At 63.6% G+C, this 19,715-nt stretch carries 21 protein-coding genes and 1 tRNA gene; 18 read left to right on the top strand and 4 right to left on the bottom strand.

All coding sequences use genetic code 11. From position 1 onward, the window contains the following. Positions 1 to 41 precede the first annotated feature (41 nt). The 7 genes from BFN03_RS08730 (at position 42) to BFN03_RS08700 (ending at position 6,057) form a co-directional block, all read left to right on the top strand. Positions 42 to 1,046 (top strand): ParA family protein, encoded by a 1,005-nt coding sequence (locus tag BFN03_RS08730; RefSeq protein ID WP_070378686.1) that lies wholly within the window; start codon positions 42 to 44, stop codon positions 1,044 to 1,046. Positions 1,047 to 1,157: 111 nt separating this feature from the next. After that, a complete protein-coding gene (locus BFN03_RS08725; protein ID WP_070380749.1) occupies positions 1,158 to 1,985 on the top strand; it encodes a segregation and condensation protein A in 828 nt (275 codons plus the stop codon). Beyond that, positions 1,982 to 2,719, top strand: a complete 738-nt coding sequence (scpB, locus tag BFN03_RS08720) for an SMC-Scp complex subunit ScpB (RefSeq protein WP_070378685.1) — start codon at positions 1,982 to 1,984, stop codon at positions 2,717 to 2,719. Before BFN03_RS08725 ends, scpB begins: the two co-directional genes overlap by 4 nt. Positions 2,720 to 2,752: 33 nt before the next feature. Continuing rightward, on the top strand, positions 2,753 to 3,784 hold the full coding sequence (locus BFN03_RS08715) for a pseudouridine synthase (RefSeq protein WP_084385555.1): 1,032 nt from the start codon (positions 2,753 to 2,755) through the stop codon (positions 3,782 to 3,784). Continuing rightward, entirely contained in the window at positions 3,781 to 4,470 is a 690-nt protein-coding gene (cmk, locus tag BFN03_RS08710; RefSeq protein ID WP_084385554.1) for a (d)CMP kinase, read from the top strand. Before BFN03_RS08715 ends, cmk begins: the two co-directional genes overlap by 4 nt. Next, entirely contained in the window at positions 4,467 to 5,894 is a 1,428-nt protein-coding gene (gene der, locus BFN03_RS08705) for a ribosome biogenesis GTPase Der (RefSeq protein WP_070378683.1), read from the top strand. Before cmk ends, der begins: the two co-directional genes overlap by 4 nt. An 86-nt stretch (positions 5,895 to 5,980) precedes the next feature. Further along, positions 5,981 to 6,057, top strand: a tRNA-Pro gene (locus BFN03_RS08700). A gap of 694 nt (positions 6,058 to 6,751) precedes the next feature. Here BFN03_RS08700 and BFN03_RS08695 read toward each other — a convergent pair. Continuing rightward, positions 6,752 to 7,027: a hypothetical protein gene (locus tag BFN03_RS08695; RefSeq protein ID WP_198163434.1), complete on the bottom strand. Its 276-nt coding sequence runs from the start codon at positions 7,025 to 7,027 to the stop codon at positions 6,752 to 6,754. Between the two features lie 246 nt (positions 7,028 to 7,273). Between BFN03_RS08695 and BFN03_RS20410 the strand changes: the two genes are divergently transcribed. Continuing rightward, positions 7,274 to 7,813, top strand: a complete 540-nt coding sequence (locus tag BFN03_RS20410; RefSeq protein WP_157109582.1) for a hypothetical protein — start codon at positions 7,274 to 7,276, stop codon at positions 7,811 to 7,813. A gap of 122 nt (positions 7,814 to 7,935) precedes the next feature. Here the strand turns inward: BFN03_RS20410 and BFN03_RS08685 are convergent, their stop codons facing one another. Then, a complete protein-coding gene (locus BFN03_RS08685) occupies positions 7,936 to 8,946 on the bottom strand; it encodes a beta-propeller fold lactonase family protein (protein WP_070380747.1) in 1,011 nt (336 codons plus the stop codon). A 359-nt stretch (positions 8,947 to 9,305) separates the two neighbouring features. Between BFN03_RS08685 and BFN03_RS08680 the strand changes: the two genes are divergently transcribed. Next, positions 9,306 to 10,130 (top strand): PH domain-containing protein, encoded by an 825-nt coding sequence (locus tag BFN03_RS08680; protein WP_070378680.1) that lies wholly within the window; start codon positions 9,306 to 9,308, stop codon positions 10,128 to 10,130. Between the two features lie 175 nt (positions 10,131 to 10,305). Here BFN03_RS08680 and BFN03_RS08675 read toward each other — a convergent pair whose 3' ends face one another. After that, a complete protein-coding gene (locus BFN03_RS08675; protein ID WP_157109581.1) occupies positions 10,306 to 10,713 on the bottom strand; it encodes a hypothetical protein in 408 nt (135 codons plus the stop codon). Positions 10,714 to 11,039: 326 nt separating this feature from the next. Here BFN03_RS08675 and BFN03_RS08670 point away from each other — a divergent pair, with 326 nt between their 5' ends. The 3 genes from BFN03_RS08670 (at position 11,040) to BFN03_RS08660 (ending at position 14,221) form a co-directional block, all read left to right on the top strand. Beyond that, on the top strand, positions 11,040 to 11,975 hold the full coding sequence (locus tag BFN03_RS08670) for an LLM class F420-dependent oxidoreductase (protein WP_070380746.1): 936 nt from the start codon (positions 11,040 to 11,042) through the stop codon (positions 11,973 to 11,975). Positions 11,976 to 12,180: 205 nt separating this feature from the next. After that, complete coding sequence (locus tag BFN03_RS08665) at positions 12,181 to 13,230, top strand: dimethylarginine dimethylaminohydrolase family protein (protein WP_070378678.1); 1,050 nt, start codon at positions 12,181 to 12,183, stop codon at positions 13,228 to 13,230. Between the two features lie 127 nt (positions 13,231 to 13,357). Then, the gene (locus BFN03_RS08660) at positions 13,358 to 14,221 is read left to right on the top strand and encodes a maleylpyruvate isomerase family mycothiol-dependent enzyme (RefSeq protein ID WP_232320473.1); all 864 of its coding nucleotides are present in this window, start codon (positions 13,358 to 13,360) and stop codon (positions 14,219 to 14,221) included. A 38-nt stretch (positions 14,222 to 14,259) separates the two neighbouring features. Here the strand turns inward: BFN03_RS08660 and BFN03_RS08655 are convergent, their stop codons facing one another. After that, complete coding sequence (locus BFN03_RS08655; protein WP_070378677.1) at positions 14,260 to 15,021, bottom strand: L,D-transpeptidase; 762 nt, start codon at positions 15,019 to 15,021, stop codon at positions 14,260 to 14,262. A 184-nt stretch (positions 15,022 to 15,205) separates the two neighbouring features. Between BFN03_RS08655 and BFN03_RS08650 the strand changes: the two genes are divergently transcribed. The 6 genes from BFN03_RS08650 to BFN03_RS08625 all read left to right on the top strand — a co-directional run bounded on the left by BFN03_RS08650 (position 15,206) and on the right by BFN03_RS08625 (position 19,704). Continuing rightward, positions 15,206 to 15,823 (top strand): NUDIX hydrolase, encoded by a 618-nt coding sequence (locus BFN03_RS08650; RefSeq protein ID WP_070378676.1) that lies wholly within the window; start codon positions 15,206 to 15,208, stop codon positions 15,821 to 15,823. Between the two features lie 51 nt (positions 15,824 to 15,874). Further along, complete coding sequence (locus BFN03_RS08645) at positions 15,875 to 16,909, top strand: SMP-30/gluconolactonase/LRE family protein (RefSeq protein WP_070378675.1); 1,035 nt, start codon at positions 15,875 to 15,877, stop codon at positions 16,907 to 16,909. A 136-nt stretch (positions 16,910 to 17,045) separates the two neighbouring features. After that, positions 17,046 to 17,669: a CDP-alcohol phosphatidyltransferase family protein gene (locus BFN03_RS08640; RefSeq protein ID WP_070380744.1), complete on the top strand. Its 624-nt coding sequence runs from the start codon at positions 17,046 to 17,048 to the stop codon at positions 17,667 to 17,669. Further along, positions 17,669 to 18,532, top strand: a complete 864-nt coding sequence (locus BFN03_RS08635) for a DUF881 domain-containing protein (protein ID WP_070378674.1) — start codon at positions 17,669 to 17,671, stop codon at positions 18,530 to 18,532. The genes BFN03_RS08640 and BFN03_RS08635 overlap by 1 nt, the downstream gene beginning before the upstream one ends. A 67-nt stretch (positions 18,533 to 18,599) precedes the next feature. Then, the gene (locus BFN03_RS08630) at positions 18,600 to 18,950 is read left to right on the top strand and encodes a small basic family protein (RefSeq protein WP_442971878.1); all 351 of its coding nucleotides are present in this window, start codon (positions 18,600 to 18,602) and stop codon (positions 18,948 to 18,950) included. Between the two features lie 7 nt (positions 18,951 to 18,957). Further along, entirely contained in the window at positions 18,958 to 19,704 is a 747-nt protein-coding gene (locus BFN03_RS08625) for a DUF881 domain-containing protein (protein ID WP_084385553.1), read from the top strand. Positions 19,705 to 19,715 lie beyond the last annotated feature (11 nt).

Genomic DNA, 19,715 nt, shown 5'->3' with positions numbered 1-19,715 from the left:
ATTCACGGTATGAGGCGGTAGCGTTCGTATAACGATGTGAGATCGGGAGCGAAGCGAACATCGAAAGAACAGGAGACTATCGGACCGTGGTGACACCGCAGCCGCCAGCGGCGGAGTCTGGGCATCCCCAATCGGAGTGCGACGTGTTCGGCGTGCAGCAGCCCGGCACCGCCGCATTGCTCGGTGAAGACGTCGCGGTAGAACACAGTGAGCTCGGACCTACGGGTCGACCGATGCGTGAGGTGCCGGAGCCGGCCCCTTTGGTGTCTCACGGACCGGCCAAGATCATCGCGATGTGCAACCAGAAGGGTGGCGTCGGGAAGACGACGTCCACGATCAACCTGGGCGCCTCGCTCGCCGAATGCGGTCGTCGAGTGTTGCTCGTAGACCTCGATCCGCAGGGCGCGCTGTCCGCCGGGCTCGGGGTAGCACATCACGATCTCGAACTGACGGTCCACAACTTGCTCGTCGAACCGCGCGTCTCGATCGACGAGGTGCTGATGAGGACGAGGGTCGAGGGCCTCGACCTTCTTCCCAGCAACATCGATCTGTCGGCGGCAGAGATCCAGCTGGTTACCGAGGTCGGTCGCGAGCAGACACTCGGGCGTGTTCTCGACCCAGTTCTCGATCGATACGACTACGTCCTGATCGATTGCCAGCCATCTCTCGGTCTGCTCACCATCAATGCACTGGCCTGCGCGGACTCGGTGATCATCCCGATGGAATGCGAGTACTTCAGCTTGCGCGGACTCGCACTGCTCAACGACACAGTCGAAAAGGTCCACGACCGGTTGAATCCCCGACTCGAACTTGCCGGCATCGTCGTGACGATGTTCGACTCGCGGACGTTGCACGCTCGCGAGGTGATGGAGCGTGTGGTCGAGGTGTTCGGTGATGTCGTCTACGACACGGTGATCAACCGGACGGTTCGGTTCCCGGAAACTTCGGTCGCAGGAGAGCCGATCACCACCTGGGCGCCGAAGTCGACGGGTGCAGAGGCGTATCGGGCGCTGGCGCGCGAAGTCATCCATCGGTCCGGTCGATAAGTGGTGTACACGCAGGACATTCAGGCACCACTGCAGGTCGGCGATGCGGCCATGCCCAATGATGCGATGGAGTCAGCTGTGATCGACTCGGATGTGATCGACTCGGATGTGATGAACTCCGAGGTGCTGGACCAGGCTGACCAGCAGGAGAACCCCGCCGAGCGGGGGTTCCGGGTCGCGTTGCTCAACTTCGAGGGACCGTTCGACCTGCTCCTCACGCTGATCAATCAGCGGAAGTTGGACGTCACCGAAGTCGCGCTGCACCAGGTGACGGACGACTTCATTTCCTACACGCGCACGCTCGGCACTGAAATGGGCCTGGACCAAACCACGGAGTTCCTGGTGGTCGCCGCCACACTGCTCGACCTGAAGGCGGCGCGTCTGCTCCCTTCGGGGGAGGTAGAGGACGCGGAGGATCTCGCCCTGCTCGAGGCACGCGACCTACTGTTCGCCAGGCTGCTGCAGTACCGCGCATACAAGCAGGTTGCCCAATTGTTCGGCGAACTGGAGGCTGCTGCGCTGCGTCGGTATCCGCGCTCGGTGTCTTTGGAAGACCAGTTCACCGATTTGCTGCCTGCGGTACTGCTGGGCGTCGACGCCCAGCGTTTCGCCGAGATCGGTGCGGCCGTGTTCGCGCCACGGCCGAAGCCGTCGGTGAGCCTGGACCATCTGCACGTGCAGGCCGTGTCGGTTCCGGAGCAGGCGGAACGGATGATGGAACTACTCCGGACGCGTGGAGTCGGGGAATGGGCCAGCTTCGGTGACCTCGTCTCCGACTGTGAGTCGACCGTCGAGATCGTGGCAAGATTCCTCGCGTTGCTCGAGCTGTATCGAGACCAGTCGGTGTTGTTCGAACAGCCCGAGCCTCTGGGAGAGTTGTTGGTGAGCTGGACCGGAGAGGGTGCGAGCGCTCCGGTGATCGAGGAGGACTACGGATGAGTTCGGAGCCGTTCGATGAGACGGACTTCGATAGCTTGGCTATTGATGCTGAACTCGAGGCTGAACTCTCGGACATCGAGCTTTCAGGCGCCGAAGCCGAGTTGTCGGACACCGAACTCGAGGCGATTCTCGAGTCACTGTTGCTGATCGTCGACTCCCCGGCCGGAGTCGAGCAACTCGCCTCCGCGACCGGCGCCTCTGCGAAACGTATCACCGAAACGCTGAACCGCATGTCCGCCCAGTTCACGGCTCGGGGGAGCGGGATCGATCTCCGATTTGCCGGTGACGGATGGCGGCTGTACACACGGACCGACTACGCGCCCTATGTGGAGCGACTCCTTCTCGATGGCGCGCGCTCGAAGCTGACCAGAGCCGCTCTGGAAACGCTGGCTGTGGTCGCATACCGTCAACCATTGACCCGCGCTCGGATCAGCGCGGTGCGCGGTGTAAATGTCGACGGCGTGGTGCGCACACTCCTCGCTCGCGGACTGATCGCTGAATCCGGCGTCGACCCCGATACCAACGCCACGCAGTATTCGACGACGGAGCTCTTCTTGGAGCGGCTCGGGCTGGCATCGCTCGCCGATCTGCCCGCCCTGGCCCCCCTGCTACCGGACGTCGATCTGATCGATGACATCAGTGACAGTGTGGAATCTGATCCGCGATTTGCGAGAATGAATAAAGCTGCGGCATCCACAGAAGAGTTGGACACCGGGCTAGACGTCGAACACTGACAAGACGTCGAAGACTGACAAGGATCGCAAATAGTGAAGAAGCCCGCTCGCCGAGATGGCACACCGGACCGCAAAACTGTGAAGCAGCGCCCAACCAGGTCGGAGACCGCTAAGCGGACCGATCGGTCGGAGTCCGCTCAGCGGTCGGCCCGGTCCGATGTAGCGAGGAGCAAATCCGGCAGGCCCGACGTCGTGGCCGCCAAGAACAAGCACGGCAAGCCCAAGTCTGCAAAGCCGCAACGCACCCAGGTTCAGGCGCCGAAGATCAGTAACGCAAAGCCGGCCCGCAATCAGTACGCCGACATGGATCGGCCCGCTGGCCCCCCGCAGGGCGACGGAATGCGCTTGCAGAAGGTACTGGCCCAGGCCGGAGTCGCTTCGCGCCGCGCGGCCGAGGAACTGATTTCCCAGGGGCGTGTAGAGGTCGACGGCCGGATAGTCATCGAGCAGGGATTGCGTATAGATCCGGAGAACGCAGTAGTCCGTGTGGACGGCGTTCGCGTCGTGGTCCAGAAGGACCTGGTGCACCTGGCGTTGAACAAGCCCCGGGGTTGGCAGTCCACGATGTCGGACGACCTGGGACGCCCATGCGTCGGCGACATCGTCTCCGAGCGGGTCACCGCGGGACAGCGGCTGTTCCATGTCGGTCGTCTGGACGCCGATACCGAAGGACTGCTGCTGCTTACGAACGATGGCGATCTGGCGCATCGGTTGATGCACCCGTCGTTCGAGGTGTCGAAGACCTACATGGCTACCGTGTCCGGCGCTATCGAGCGTGGTGTCGGCAAGCGACTCAAGCAGGGCATCGAACTCGATGACGGTCCGGCGAAGGTCGACACCTTCACGTTGCTCGACATCAACGAAGGCAAGTCGCTCGTTCGCGTGACACTCCACGAAGGGCGCAAGCACATCGTGCGGCGTCTGTTCGACGCCGTGGGCCATCCGGTGATCCGGCTCGTGCGGACCGACATCGGCGCCGTCGCACTCGGTGATCAGCGTCCCGGAACCCTTCGGGTACTCGGCCGCGGCGAGGTCGGCGGGTTGTACGGGGCGGTGGGACTGTGAGTACTTCTCCGCTGGCCGTTGCTATGGACGGTCCGTCCGGGACCGGCAAGTCGAGCGTGTCTCGCTTGCTGGCGAAGCGACTCGATGCGCGCTACCTGGATACCGGGGCGATGTACCGAGTTGCGACGTTGCATGTGCTGCGTAAGGGCATAGACCTGTCCGACCCTGCCGCGATCGCCGACGCCACCGCCGGACTCCCGTGGTCGATCGGCACGGATCCGTCCGGTGAACAGGTGCTGCTCGATGGCGAGGATGTAAGGCAAGAGATCCGCGGTGATGCGGTGACCGGCGCCGTTTCGACTGTCTCCGCCGTCAAGGCGGTGCGTGATCTGCTCGTCGAAGCGCAGCGTCGTCTCGCAGGCGAAGCTACGCGGATTGTGGTCGAGGGTCGGGACATCGGCACGGTCGTTCTGCCGGATGCCGACGTGAAGATCTATTTGACCGCTTCGGCGGAGGCTCGAGCACGACGCAGGAATATGCAGAATCTCGCGGAGGGCCGCGGCGACGACTATGCGGCCGTACTGGCTGACGTGCGACGTCGGGACCACCTCGATTCCACGCGTGCCGTGTCGCCCATGCGGCCGGCCGAGGACTCCACACTGGTCGACACCAGCGAACTCGGCATCGACGACGTGATCGGCAGGTTGCTGCTGGTGGTAAGCGAGAGAACTGGAGCAGGGCAGTGACCGAACAATTCACAACCGAGTTCGTATCCGACGGGACCTGGAGCGAGGAATCGGATTGGGAGATCCTGGACCTCGAGGACGGTGGCGACGAAGATTCCCATGCCGCGGTTCCCACGCTCGCCGTGGTCGGTCGGCCGAATGTCGGCAAGTCCACTCTGGTCAACCGGATCATCGGCCGCCGCGAAGCCGTAGTCGAGGACGTTCCCGGGGTCACCCGGGACCGTGTGTCCTACGAGGCGAACTGGAGCGGGCGCCGATTCCTGGTACAGGACACCGGCGGTTGGGAACCAGATGCCAAGGGTCTGCAACAGTCAGTGGCGCGTCAGGCAGAACTGGCGATGCAGACCGCCGACGCGATCCTCCTTGTCGTCGATGCAGTGGTTGGTGCGACGGCCACGGACGAGGCCGTCGCCAAGGTGTTGCGTCGATCCAAGACTCCGGTTCTGTTGGTGGCCAACAAGGTTGACGACGGGCGTACCGAATCAGAGGTTGCTGCGCTGTGGTCGCTGGGCCTGGGCCAGCCGCACTCGGTGAGCGCGACACACGGCCGCGGCACCGGCGATCTCCTCGACGAGGTCCTCGCGGCCCTCCCTGCGACGCCACGCGAGGGCATTCCCGGCGGCGGACCGCGGCGGGTGGCACTGGTCGGAAAGCCGAACGTCGGCAAGTCCAGCCTGCTGAACAAGTTGTCAGGCGGCGAACGTTCAGTGGTACACAACATCGCGGGCACCACGGTTGATCCCGTCGACTCCATCGTGGAACTCGGTGGTAGGCCGTGGCGTTTCGTCGACACCGCGGGTCTGCGGAAACGAGTCAGCCACGCCAGTGGTGCCGAGTTCTATGCTTCCCTTCGGACGAGGAGCGCCATCGAGGCGGCAGAGGTAGCGATACTGCTGATCGACGCGTCCGAGCCGATCTCCGAGCAAGATTTGCGTGTGCTGAGCATGGTGGCGGATGCAGGGCGGTCTCTCGTAATCGCGTTCAACAAGTGGGATCTCGTCGACGAGGACCGCAGGCTTCAACTCGATCGTGAAATAGACCGCGATCTCGTGCGGGTTCCCTGGGCGCAACGCGTGAACATCTCGGCTCAAACTGGTCGCGCGGTGCAGAAGTTGGTACCGGCTCTCGACACAGCCTTGGAATCCTGGGACAAGCGCATCCCCACCGGCAGGTTGAACACTTGGCTCAAGGAAGTCGTGGCAGCGACTCCGCCGCCGATGCGGGGCGGACGACTGCCTCGCGTGATGTTCGCTACACAGGCTGCCACGCGTCCTCCGACGTTCGTGCTGTTCACAACCGGGTTCCTCGAGGCCGGCTACCGACGGTTCCTCGAACGCCGCCTACGCGAAGAGTTCAACTTCGACGGAAGCCCGGTTCGTATCTCGGTGCGTGTGCGCGAAAAGCGAGAGCGACGCAGTCGTTGATGCGGCGAAACCTGTTCTGACCAGTCGATTAGCGTTACCGACAGCCGCTGATGTAATCTCATCGGGCACCCGAACGAGGGTGTGGACGGGCTGTGGCGCAGCTTGGTAGCGCACTTGACTGGGGGTCAAGTGGTCGCAGGTTCAAATCCTGTCAGCCCGACCAAAGAAAGCCCTGGTAGAGATGGTTTCTACCAGGGCTTTTCTGTATTCTCCGATGCTCTCGGATAGGCACGGTAATCCCAGGTAATCGTCGACGACAGACAGTTACTGGGCAGTGCAGAGACATCAGGATTCGGGTGCATACGTGCGTGCTGCGAGCATCGTGCAGCCCTATGGCACAGCGTTTCGAGGACGTAATCGCGTACCTCCGCACCCCCATCCGATGCCGATCTGATCGCCGCCGTTCGCGGCTTGATCCGTCAGCTGATCGAGACGAACCTCTTCTTCGACGCCCACGAGTGGGAGACCCTCGGCGTCCGGGTGGTGATCCGATGAGCTTCCGATTCATGACCTGGGTTCTCGACGAGGCCCCCGTGAAGGACTCCACTCAGACGCTTGTGCTGCTGTGCCTAGCCGACTACTCAATGACGACGGTGTCAGCTGGCCGTCGGCCAAGAAGGTCCAGTCCGCGCCCGCTGCTCGGTCGACACCGCACGCCGAACGATCCGCAAGCTCGAAGCGACCGGCTTGATCGTCCGCACCGAAGCCAAGTCCGGATACGGCACAAACTCGTACCGAATCATCAAGTCGGAGGGAGTTATCCACAACCCCCGCAATCTGCCACCCCCCAGCAATCTGCCGGGGGGACCCCTTGCACCCACGCCAGGGGACCCCTTGCGCCGGTGCCAGCCGAACTGTCAATAACCATCAATGAACCGCAAGCAGCTGCAAGTGGCGGCGGCGAACTCGACGAAACCACCAACAGGATCAACGAACTCGAATCCGCTGTCTGGGCCGCCGGACTCACCGCACGCTTCGACCGCCTCTCGGCTGCCGACCGTGCCACCATCAGCAGCCTGATCGACGTCCACGGCACCCAAGCCCTCGCCGCCCACGCCAAAGCCCTGCACCGGCCGATGGACCCGGCGAAGTTCGTGAACGCCTGGATCGAGGCTGGAAGGCGCTGCCCGCACCCGGATTCCAGGCCGCCGCCGCGATGTCCCGCACCGCGTGCACCGACTGCGACAACGGCTGGCTCGATGCCGACACCCCCTGCCCGACCTGCCGCCCGAACATCGCCGCACGGATCGGGGGCGCGAAGTGAAGCGCAACCTCGACGCCTACATAGCGCACACGATCGCGGTCATCGCATTCGCCCTGTTCTACTCGAAGCTGTTTGAGCTCACGTCGCGGGTCGGATACGGCGCAGGAGCCTATCTATGGCCTTTCGTCGTCGACGACCGGCCATCCTCGCCGCGCGCGCAGTGCTGCGACTTGAGGACTCCCGCCGACACGCCTGGACACTCCTGATCGCCGGCACCGCAATCTCCATCCTCGCGGCCGTGGTGAATGCGCTACTCACACCCGGACCCGTACCCGGTCTCGCGAAGGCAGCAGTCACGGTGGTACCAGCCTTGTGCGTGCCGTTTGCGCTCGACCTGGCAAGCAAACTGCGCCACGCGGCACAATCCGACGATTCGACGCCGCGCAATGGCGCAGCCAAGAGTGACGCGACATCGAAGACCGTCGCAGTCGAGGATGACGCGACACCCACCCGACGCGACGATTCCGACTCGACTGATGACGCGACGCAGTGGTACGACGCGTCACCGAGTTCGCTGACGAGGGCCTGCCCAACTACGCCACCGCCGAGCACATCGGGAAGAACGAGGCGACGGTGCGAAGGCTCCGCGCCCGAGCCGTCGCGGGCTGACGCACTCCTGGACGACGAATGGCCCCCACTTTCGCCAAGGGAGTGAGGGCACTCTGCTTCGGCAGAGCAGGAAGCATGGTTCCCTGCGTCAGAGCATCGCAGTATTTGGCTCTAGATCAGCCGCCCAGTGTTAACGGGATTGTCAGCTACCGCGAAGTGTCCCCAGGATCACGACTCCTCAATCGCGACCACAGTTACTGTGTCGCCTGTCTCGTTGGTGATGTAGGCGCGGGAACCGTCTGGGGTGATCTCCACCTCGATCGGTCCGTCGCCGACCGGGATGGTAGTGGTGACGGTATTGGTGGCGGTATCGATCACCGACACCGTGTCGTCCCGCCTTTGGGTGATGTAGGCGCGGGACCCGTCCGGGGTGATCGCCACCCCGACCGGTTCGCCGCTGACTGGAATGGTAGTGGTGACGGTATTGGTGGCGGTATCGAGCACCGACACCGTGTCGTCATCGGCGTTGGTGACGTAGGCGCGGGAACCGTCCGGGGTGATCTCCACCCCGATCGCGCCCGGGCCGACCGGGATGGTAGAGGTGACGGTGTTCGTAGCGGTATCGATCACCGACACCGTGTCGTCCCCCTGGTTCGGTATGTAGGCGCGGGACCCGTCCGGGGTGATCGCCACCCAAGTCGGGCTCGGGCCGACCGGGATGGTAGCGGTGATGGTGTTGGTAGCGGTATCGATCACCGACACCAAGTCCTCCGCCTGGTTCGGTATGTAGGCACGGGACCCGTCCGGGGTGATCGCCACCCAGGCCGGGGTCGGGCCGACGGGGATGGTAGTGGTGATGGTGTTGGTAGCGGTGTCGATCACCGACACCGAACTGTCCGCGAAGATGGGGATGTAAGCGCGGGATCCGTCCGGGGTGATCGCAAGCCCGAGTGGGCCGAGGCCAACGTCGATGGAGGCGGTGACGGTGTTGGTCGTGGTGTCGATCACCGACACCGTGCTGTCTTCGTGCATGTGGGTGATGTAGACGCGGGACCCATCAGGGGTGATCGCCACTCCGGTTGGCCGCGGGTCGACTGGGATGCTAGCGGTGACAGTAGCTGCGGTCGCTTGCCCGACAGCGGTAGTAAGGAGTGCAGCTATGGCGAGAACGGAACCGCCGAGTGCCGCCGACACTCGCGACGATCCGACGCGTGAGCGCGTCCGATCAATGGTGGTCATCAATGGTGTGCCCTTCCGGTAGGGACCGCACCCCCAGGCGCGGAGCGGCCACGGGAGGCGGCCGTGCCCGAAGAACATACCGGACATTCGTTTCAATCAACGCCTGTCCAGGGCGGACTAGGTCCTGACCAGGTATCCAGGGAAAGCAGAGGTGACGGTGTCACCATTTCGGCGGGTCGTCCTGCTCGGCCAGCCACCGGTACATCTCCAACTCTCAGAGCGCGAGGTGCCATGCTGCCGTTTCGTCCATGCTCAGTTGGACGGGGCGTGTGGCGTCACGGTTCCGCACTGGTGTGACTGCGCTGCTGAATAGGGGGCATGGTGACGGTACCCACAGACCATCTGGTATGAAATCGGACATGGGAATCGTACGTACATCAACCACTCGCGTCCTCGCGCCAGTCGACGCGACACACCAAGCGATCATCGAAGCAATGAAGGCGGTCGGCCAGGATGTCACACCCGGCAACCCGATCACCGGCACCGCTAAGCGGTCAATCATGAAGAACCGGTGGGCGGCCACCGTCTCCGCCGGCGTCCGGCCCGAAAGTGACGCCGCAACCCTCGTCGACTGGTCTGTCGACATGTCGGGCGACAAGCACCACGCCATCCTCGCCGAGATCCTGCAAGCCCTCCCTGGGATAGAGGTCGACGACCTCGGCGTCACGGAAGCACTCGAACGTCTCGGAAAGATGGGGCGCTTCTTCGGCTTCCAGGAGGCATCCGCTCTCACCCAGTACGTCCACATCGATGAACGAGTCGTCGAACTCGCCCAGGGCATATACGACGGCAAGCAAGGAATGCTGGTACTGACAACGCAGCGCCTGTTCTTCTTCGACAAGTCGGTCCTCGGCGCCCAGGTTGAGGAGTTCGAATTCTCCGCGATCGGATCGCTGGGACACTCGAAGAAGATGGGTGGCGAGACCATCAACATCTCAATCTCAGGCCGGAGCGCGGAGATCAAGCAGGTCGCGCACGGTCGCGCCGAAACGTTCATTCAGGCGTTCCGCCGTGTGAAGGCCGATGCTTCTGCGGCATCAGCGCCGACGCAGACAGTGATTCAGGCCGCGCCGGCACCGGATCTTGCCGAGCAGATCAAGAAGCTCGCCGAGCTGCGTGAGATGGGCGCGTTGAGCGACGAGGAGTTCGAGTCGAAGAAGTCGGACCTGCTCGCCCGTATGTGATCGTCTCCTGAGACGCCGAAACGGCCCGCCACCTCCGGGGGGGGTGAGGTGGCGGGCCGTGTGTTATGTCAGGGGTCTGGGTCGGTCGATGCTGGTCTGGGTCGGTCGATGCTGGTCTGGGTCGGTCGATGCTGGTGGAGTCGCGGAGGTGTATTAGTCGGGACCCATTGCGATTTCACAGCCTGCGCTGAGGGTATAGCCCCAAGCGGCCCCCGGAGCCGCTCGGATGATTACCGGTCACGGTCAGGATGTCCCCGTGCTCGATGATTCGGTACAGCGTCTTGTAGGACGAGGTGTCATCAGGGTAGAGACGGACAGTCTCCTGCACCGCGCCGTTGATCAGAATCTTCGGCTCGATGTACTCTCCCCTGGATTGGCGGGTGAGGTCCACTCGAATCCTGGCCCGCCCATTGCCCACCAAGAAAAGGCCGCCCGACCGGACGAAACTATCCTGATAGGCAGGGTCGGCCACCCACCCTGTTATGACCTCATCGTTGCCCGTCGGCGGGATCAGAAAATCGGCACCGAGGACGATCCGCGATGATCCGATAACGTCACCCGGATCGGGCGGGGCAACTGTCAACACTTCGTCGGTGGGCGCTGTGTTGGCCGCAGCATCGTCGATGTCGGCACCTTGGCTTTCGCCGCAGAGGGCTGATCTCCGCGCCTTGGGTCTCGAGCAATCCTCGAGATGAACGCATGGGAGGAGTCCAGTTAGCCCTGGTGTTCGGGCCGTCGGCAAACGCACGCCGGGCCAGGGCTCACACACCCAGTGGTCTGACCCCGGTTGGCCGGAGCAGCAGGTGCGCACCCCGGTCATAGGTCCGCCGTTTTGAGAGTTGGGGCAGATGCGGCTGACTTCTGATCGTTGTTCCACATAGCGAGGCGAGTGTGTCCTACGTTGGTGATGTGGACTTTCGCGTTGTTGTCGACCCCCAGTTCGGTGCTACTTATGCCGATCAGCTAGCCGTCGCACGAGCCGCGGAGGATCTGGGATTCTCGGCGTTCTTCCGATCAGACCACTACCTTGCACCAGGCGTTGCGGGCCTGCCCGGGCCCACCGATTCTTGGGTCACGCTCGGCGCCCTCGCCCGCGAAACAACGAGAATCCGACTGGGCACGATGGTCACCTCGATAACGTTTCGCTATCCGGGTCCGCTTGCTATCACGGTCGCCCAGGTCGACGAAATGAGCACTGGCCGCATCGAACTCGGCATCGGCGCAGGCTGGCTGGAAGACGAGCACCGAGCGTACGGAATACCGTTCCCGACCCTGGGTGAGCGGTTCGACAGGCTCGCCGAGCAGTTGGGGATCCTCACCGGTCTGTGGAGCACTCCTGTCGGTGAGACGTTCGACTACCGGGGCTCCTACTACACACTGGCCGATAGTCCCGCGCTGCCGAAACCACTTCAGCGCCCCCATCCGCCGATCATCGTCGGCGGTATGGGGGCCAAGCGTACGCCAGCGCTCGCCGCGCAGTTTGCCAGCGAGTTCAACCTGCCGGGCTTGGCGCAACCCGATGCGGCCGCTGCGCAGTTGCAGCGGGTCGCCGAGGCGGTGGCCGCGGCGGGCCGTCCCGCCGAGTCGATGGTCTATTCGGCGGTGTTCGCGCTGTGTATCGGCCGCGACGACAAGGAGGTCGCTAGGCGTGCCGATCCAGTGCGCCGGCTGATTCCGGGAGTGACCGACATCAGTCCCTTGGTCGGCACCCCCGGCCAGGTCGTCGATCGCTGTGGCGCATTGTCGGAACTTGGTATCCAGCGGGTGTACGCGTGGCTACTCGATATGGGCGATCTAGAACAGCTCGAGCTGTTCGCCACCAGCGTCATGCCACATCTGCGCTGACCGCGACCACCCGTGCCGTCAAGTCTGAACCAAATTCCGGGCGAGATTGCGGGGCGAATTCTCGCGCCGTCGATTCTGCCCTCGTGCCGAGGGCGCCTATTCGCGGAACCTGTCCGAATCCCGCGTTTCCGCAGTTCGGACGTGGTGAGCAGCGATACCGTTAACGGACGAGCGATACCGTAGACGGTCGAATCCGGGGGCGCACATGGATGACATCGCAGTCGACTACGAGTACGGAACCTTGAAGGAAGTGATTGTCGGGCGGGGGATCATGCTCTACCCCGATATGGACCAGGCGAGGTGGGCGGCCGAGGGGGTCGGCGTGCTCCCCGAAGCCGAGGCGGAGAAGATGTGGGAACGGTCGGGTCGACTGTCGACAGATCTACCGAAGACACGTCTCGTCGAGACCGAGAACGACGCGCTCATCGAGATCCTCGAACGGTTCGGGGTAGTGGTGCACCGGCCGACCGAGGTCACCCGCGAACTCGTGGTCGCAAACTATGGCGAAGAATGGCTGGTGAACGGGTTCATTCAGACCTACAGCCGAGATCCGATGTTCGTCGTCGGTGACAACGTGATCGAACTTGCGCCCGGAGCACCCCTCCGCCGTGCCGAGATTCTCGGATACCGGAAGTTGTTTGCCGAGCGGGTCGAAGGCTCGGGGGCGAAGTGGTTCCAGATGCCGGTCGTCGATGCCACCTCGATGACGAGCGGGGACTACGACAAGAACGACCACGCCGCGCTCGAAGGAGGCGACCTACTCGTGCTCGGGAGGACCATCCTGGCGGGGACCACACTCAACCCGACGGTGGGGTCGAGCGCGCGCGGCGTCGCCTGGCTGGCCACGATTCTCGGGCCGCAAGGCTACGACGTCGAGCAGGTCAGGATCGGCCCCGAGTTCCTGCACCTCGACGTCTGCCTCTCGATCCCACGGGACGGTCTCGCGATCGCCTGCCCGGGCGCGTTCGTAGACGGTCTCCCGAGTGCGTTGGACGGGTGGGACCTGATCGAGGTGACCACTCGACAGGCCCGACTGCTTGCGTGCAACGGACTGCCGATCGACCCGGACAACTACATCCTCGGATACAACGACGACGAAGACGGATCGATGGTGAGAGGCGAACTCGAAGCCCGGGGAATCACCGTGCATGCCATCCCGTTCGGCAACCACACCGAGGACGGTGGATCGATTCGCTGCGCGACCCACCCGCTCGTTCGATGCCTTGCGGATCCGCATGCTCGAGGGCGCACGTGAACAAACTGCGACGGGAGTTGCTTGCGCTCGAACACGTTGCGTCGGTGGTGATTCGGACCTCTGGTGGTGATTGAATGCTCCCGGCTGCAGATCCACTCGAGGACGGTCGAAATGTACGCTGGCGGGGGTGGCTGGTACGGGAGCATCGAAGGCGATAGCGAAGGAGCCGCTGACCGCCGCGCTGATCGAGCAATGGAGGGTCATCGGTACCCTGCTGCCAGAACTCACGGATGCGCAGTGGGCGTCAGCGACGCCGCTACCGGGGTGGCGAGTGCAGGACGTCGTCGCCCATATCGTGGGCACCGAGTTGATGCTCAGCGGGGTCGACACTCCGGCCTCCGCAGACGACTTGTCACAGCTCGAGCACGTGCGCAACCGGGTTGGTTTGCACGTCGAGCGGTGGGTCGCGGCGTTTCGCGGCTGTACCTCGCAACAGGTCCTCGCGAAGTATCGGGAGATTACGGCTCATCGCGCCGGAGTTCTCGAGGCCATGACGCAGTCGGACTTCGATGCGCCCACCGAGACCCTGAGCGGGCCGTTCCCTTACGGCCGGTTCATGCGAGTTCGCCTCTTCGACTGCTGGTTTCACGAACATGACATTCGTGATGCCGTCGGAATCGCCGGAGATGAGACCGGCCAGGCGGCCGAATATGCCCTCACCGAACTACTCGAGCCGTCGGGGCCTGGTATCCGTGACGAGGGCGGCCTGGGATACGTGATCGGTGAGCGTGCGAAGGCGCCGCGGGGTTCGATCGTGACGTTTGAGCTAGTCGGGCCCATCACCGCCGATGTCCATGTGGCCGTTGACAGCCGAGCCGTGGTGGAGAAACCGGACAGGCCGTCAACGGTGACGATCCGGCTGCCCTCCACGGTGTTCACGCGGTTGTGCGGCGGCCGCACCCGAGCAGTCGATCACTGGGATCGAATTGCCATCCGTGGCGACGACGAGCTTGGTCGCCGGGTATTGGCGGACATGGCCTATACCATCTGAGATCCGGATGAGGCTGGGAATCTTCTCGTTCGGCCACGTCATCCCCTGACGATGACCGGGTCGCCGATTTTGGCGTTCTGGTAGAACCACCGCGCGTTCTCGTTGCTGAGGTTGATGCAGCCGTGGCTGACGTTCTCGAACCCCTGCGAGTCGACCGACCACGGTGCGCCATGTACGAAGATCCCGCCCCACGTGATGCGAGTCGCGTACTCGACGTAGATCCGGTAGCCCTCTGGTGAATCGATCGGGACGCCGTACGTTGATGAGTCCATGATCATGTCGCGGAATTGCTCGATGATCGGGAACGTGCCGACAGGTGTCTCGTAGCCGGGCTTGCCCATCGACGTCGGCATCGTCCTCACGACTTGGTCGTTGATGCTGACGGTGAACTGATGTGTCGTCCGGTTCGCCACCGCGACCAGGGCGTCACCCACCTCGAACTGCGACCGCGTACCCGCCGCTGCGACAGTCACGCGCGTGTTGGCGGGCCAGAACTGATCTGGAGTCCATCGCACCGACCGGTCGTCGATCCACGAGAATCGCCCGTCGGTAGGTTGTGAGGGTGTGATCTCGACGCCGCGCTCGGCGAGCGCGCGATCACGGACCGCCTCGGGGAATTGAATGATGACCGGATGAGCGATACCGACGACCTGATTGCTCGCGGGCAGAACGGACGGCGCGAGGATCTTCCCGGGGGTGCTCGAAGAGGTGGCCGATTCTGCCGTACCCAGGCCGGTGACGAAGAGCGCGGCGAGAACCGAGACGAGAAGAAGATGCCTGACGTGCTGGGCTATCGTCACGGCCGTTCAGCCCCTCAGATGACGCGGTGAGCTTTCATTCCAGCTGAAACCAGTTAAACACGGTGGCCTCGGTCTGCGGAAGTGCGAGAGGACCGGTCGGTCTGTCCGGTTGATGTCTGCGGCATACCGACGCGTCGAAGCGCGGGTTCGAGGCCGGCGGTCCTCCGGGCGCTAATGTCGTGTGATGGTGACCGGGCATGAACTCGACAGGGACCACCTCACCGACTCTCTTGCGCGGCTCGATCCGTTCGTCGCGGATGTGTCGAACCGGCGCTCCGCTTCGGTCGTGATCGCTGTGATGCCCGATGGATCAGGTGGGCAGGCGGTGCCCATGACGATGAGATCGAGTCGGATGCGCGCCCACCCTGGACAGTTTGCGCTGCCGGGCGGGGCTGTCGATCCGGGGGAGACGGGGGAAGATGCCGCCCGTCGGGAGCTGCACGAGGAACTCGGGCTCGACGTCGAGTCTTCGGCGGTGCTCGGTCGGCTCGACGACTACGTCACCCGGTCGGGTTACGTCATCACGCCCTACGTCGTGTGGGCGGACACGCCAATCACCGCATTGGTGCCCAACCGCGACGAGGTCTCGGAGGTCTTCGCCGTGACGGTGCCCGAGATCGATGTGGAGCCCCGCTTCGTGGAGATTCCCGAGTCGTCGAAACCCGTGATCCAATGGCCTTTTCGCCGTCATCTCGTGCACGCGCCGACCGGCGCCGTGGTCTATCAGTTCCGTGAGGTAGCGATGCATGGCAGGCACACGCGGATCGACTGTTTCGATCAACCGGTCTTCGCGTGGCACTAGTACATTGGTAAAGCCACATCCGGCTCGTTCGTGCGACTAATCTCACCCTCTGTGACCATCTTCGAGACGATCGCCCGCAAGCTCGACCGCACCGGTGTCAACCCCGTTCGCTGGCACGCGCCCACGCCGCCGCCGCTCACGGGGGTGCTGGAGTTCAACGGGGCCCTCGACGGGGCCCATCGATGGGCGCTCCCGTCCGGCGATGGCCCGGAAGATGTCGCGGTCGACCACGATGGTCGAGTTGTCACCGGTGCGAGCGACGGACGGATATGGCGGTTCGACCAGCAGGGTCGGGCCACCGAACTCGCCCATACCCATGGAAGACCCCTCGGCGTGGAGGTAATGGACGACGGGAGGTTCCTGGTCTGCGACGCCGAGCGCGGTGTGCTGAGGGTCGACGAGAGCGGCCGGGTCGAGATGCTGGCCGAATCGGCTGCGGGCCATCCCGTCGTGGCGTGTAACAACTCGGCAGTCGGTCGGGACGGCGTCGTGTACTTCACCGACTCCTCGGCACGCTTCCCGATTGCCGACCACCGCTACGACTTGCTCGAGCACCGTGGAACCGGTCGGCTCCTCCGCCTCGATCCGCGAACGGGAGAGACCGACCTCCTCGCCGACGGACTTCAGTTCGCCAACGGTGTCGGGCTGGCGTCGGACGAATCCTTCGTCCTCGTTGCCGAGACCGGCTCCTACCAGATTTCCCGAGTCGAACTCACTGGTCCGTCGCAGGGTCGTGCGTCGGTGTGGGCCGGTAATCTCCCCGGCATCCCTGACAACATGACGTCCCAGACGCCGGACGGGTTGTTTTGGGTCGCGCTCTACAGCCCGCGAATGAAGGTGCTCGATATGCTCGCGCCCTACCCGGCGTTGAGAATCTTGGCGGCGAACCTGCCGGATGCCATCCAACCCGAGCCCGAGCAAGTGGGTTGGGTCATTGCGCTCGACGCACACGGGAAGATCGTGCGTAGTCTCCAAGGCGGCAAGGGTAGCTATGCGCCGATCACCGGGGTGCGTGAGCATGACGGATGGTTGTACCTGGGAAGTTTGACCGCGGATTCCGTCGCGCGCGTACCAATCGCGCGCTGAGTGTCGTCGACCCGACTGCGGTGTGGATGGAGCGAGATCGCGCGATCGCTTGACCGACTATCCGTTGTGGAAGAGTAGCGACAGCGGCGCAGATCATCGGCCGACGAATTCGGCAATCGGAGTTGGGGAGGTATTGGTGAGTTCGGTGGACGGGGGCACTGCACAGTCGGACCGGATCGTGACTGTTCCGAACCTTCTGAGCCTGGTTCGGCTGCTGGGCGTCCCACTGTTCGTCTACCTGCTGCTGGTGACACAGTCCGATGGCTGGGCTCTCGTCATCCTGATCGCCAGTGGATTCACCGATTGGCTCGACGGCAAGTTGGCGCGAGTGCTGGGCCAGTCGTCGAGATTCGGTGCTCTGCTCGACCCCTTCGTCGATCGGCTCTATGTTGTCACGACACTGGTGACGTTCGTCATACGCGGATTCATCCCGTGGTGGGTGGCGGCGATCCTGATAGGCCGTGACGCCGTACTCGCGCTCCTCCTCGTCATCTACCGCCGACGCGGTCTGCCACCCCCCGAGGTGATCTACCTCGGCAAGGGTGCGACATTCCTTCTCATGTTTGCCATGCCGATGATCCTCGCCGCGCACATCGACTGGGGCTTCGCGGCCGTGGCGCAGCCCCTCGGCTCGGCGCTCTTGATCTGGGGAACGGTGTTGTATGTCTGGACCGGCTTGCTCTACGCGATGACCGCGCTCAGGGTGATGCGAATGATTCCGGTGCGCGGCGCGGCGGGCAGTGAACGAGAGGCTCGTTGATGGAACGGACAGACTCGGACGTCCGTAGAAATCCTGTGCCGTCCCTGCTCAAATCGCTGATGAATGATCATTTGGACCCCGGGTACCGGGCTGCTGCGAGAGACAGGGAGCAGGGTCGGTCCCGGGGGTCGGAGGTCGCCCGTCGAGTATGGATCGTGGTCGGGGCTTTGCTGATCGGCTTGGTGCTGTCGGTCGCGTACCGACAGGCCGTCGAACGACTTCCCGCGACTGAGCAGGTGCGGACAGAGATTCTGGGGAAGGTACACGACGTCGAGGACAGCATCGAAGCCCTCGCCGGCACCCGCGAGGCGTTGACGTTGCAGGTTGACGATGCGCGCGACGTGGCACTCGAGGGCGACGCCCGAGGAACTGCATTGCTCGACCGACTGCGTGAGCTCGAGGGCGATGCTGCCGTCGAGGCCGTGCAAGGTCCGGGGTTGACCGTGACGCTGACAGATCCCCCTGCACGCCCCAATCTCTCCGATTCCTCCCAGCGGAGCGTCGGTGGTAAGGCTGTGGTGCTCGATCGCGACCTGCAGGCCGTGGTGAATTCGTTGTGGGCGAGCGGCGCAGAGGCTGTCGCGGTCGGGGACGTGCGGATCGGGCCTGCGGTGACCGTCCGGCAGGCAGGTGGTGCGATGCTGGTGGACAATCAGCCGGTGTTCTCGCCCTACGTCGTGTCGGCGATAGGTCCGCCGGGCCCCCTGCAGACTGGGTTCGTTCTCAGTGATGCCTACCTGCGGATGTCCGGTGTTGAGCAGTTGTACGGTATCGGTTTCTCTGTGGCAGAGGCCGCGGATCTCCATTTACCGGGCGCTTCCGTGCGCGAAGTGAGGGTGGCCCGGTCCGTGGGAACATCATGAAACCTGTGCTGTGCGCAGTCGTGACACCATGCAGTCGGATGAAGGAAACGCTCGAGTGAAGACTTTGGTGAAGGCCGGTCCCGCGATCTACGGGGCGGTCGCGTTGTTGGTGGGGATCGCGCTAGGTGTGGTGTTCACGCCAGAGGTGCCGGACGTCGTGCAGCCGTATCTTCCCATCGCCGTGGTTGCGGCACTAGACGCGGTATTCGGCGGGTTGCGTGCATACCTGGACGAGATCTTCGACGCGAAAGTATTCGTCGTCTCTTTCGCATTCAACGTGCTCGTTGCGGCAGTCATCGTATGGCTCGGTGATCAACTCGGTGTGGGAACTCAACTCTCGACCGCGATCGTGGTGGTTCTCGGTATTCGTATCTTCGGAAATGCGGCAGCGTTGCGGCGTCGGTTGTTCGGGGCGTGATCGGGTAGTGAGTCGACACGAAGGAAGACACGAACTGCACAGAAACCGAGGGGAGTCCCAACACCGCTCGCGCGTGGTATTCGCCTTGCTTGCCGCGATCCTGATCGGTGGGCTGGGAGTTGCTATCGTGACGCAGGTGAAAAGCACGGAGTCCGGAGACAGCCTGGATACGGCGAGTCCCGCAGACCTGCTGGTCGTTCTGGACACCTTGAACCAGCGCGAGGCAGCTCTGAGGCAGGAGATAGCCTCACTCGAGCAGACCCTGACGACGCTGCAACACAGTGGGAACTCGGAAGCCGCACTCGACGAGGCGCAAGCGCGGTTGACGGCACTGTCGATTCAGGTCGGCAGTGCTCCGGCCACAGGTCCAGGCGTGACGATGAGCATCACCGACCCCAACAAGGGAGTCGGCTCCGAGGTGCTCCTCGACCTCGTGCAGGAATTGCGTGCGGCAGGTGTAGAAGCCATGCAGATTCAAGGCGCGGGTACCCCGCCTATCCGCATCGGCGTGGACTCGTGGGTGTCGGGATCACCCGGTGACGTCTCTGTCGACGGGCGGAGGGTGAACGCCCCTTACACGGTGCTGGCCATCGGGGACCCTCCCACCCTCGCGGCGGCCCTTAACATTCCGGGCGGCGTGGTCGACACCGTCGCGCGGAGCAGCGGACAGCTGAAGATTGAACAATCACAGCAGGTCACGATCTCCGCCTTGCGGGAGTCGAAACCTCGCCAATACGCTCGGCCAGAAAACTGATTTGCGCATCC

The organism is Rhodococcus sp. WMMA185, assembly GCF_001767395.1.
GTDB lineage: Bacteria > Actinomycetota > Actinomycetes > Mycobacteriales > Mycobacteriaceae > Rhodococcus_F.
This window is presented reverse-complemented; position numbering and strand designations above follow the sequence as displayed.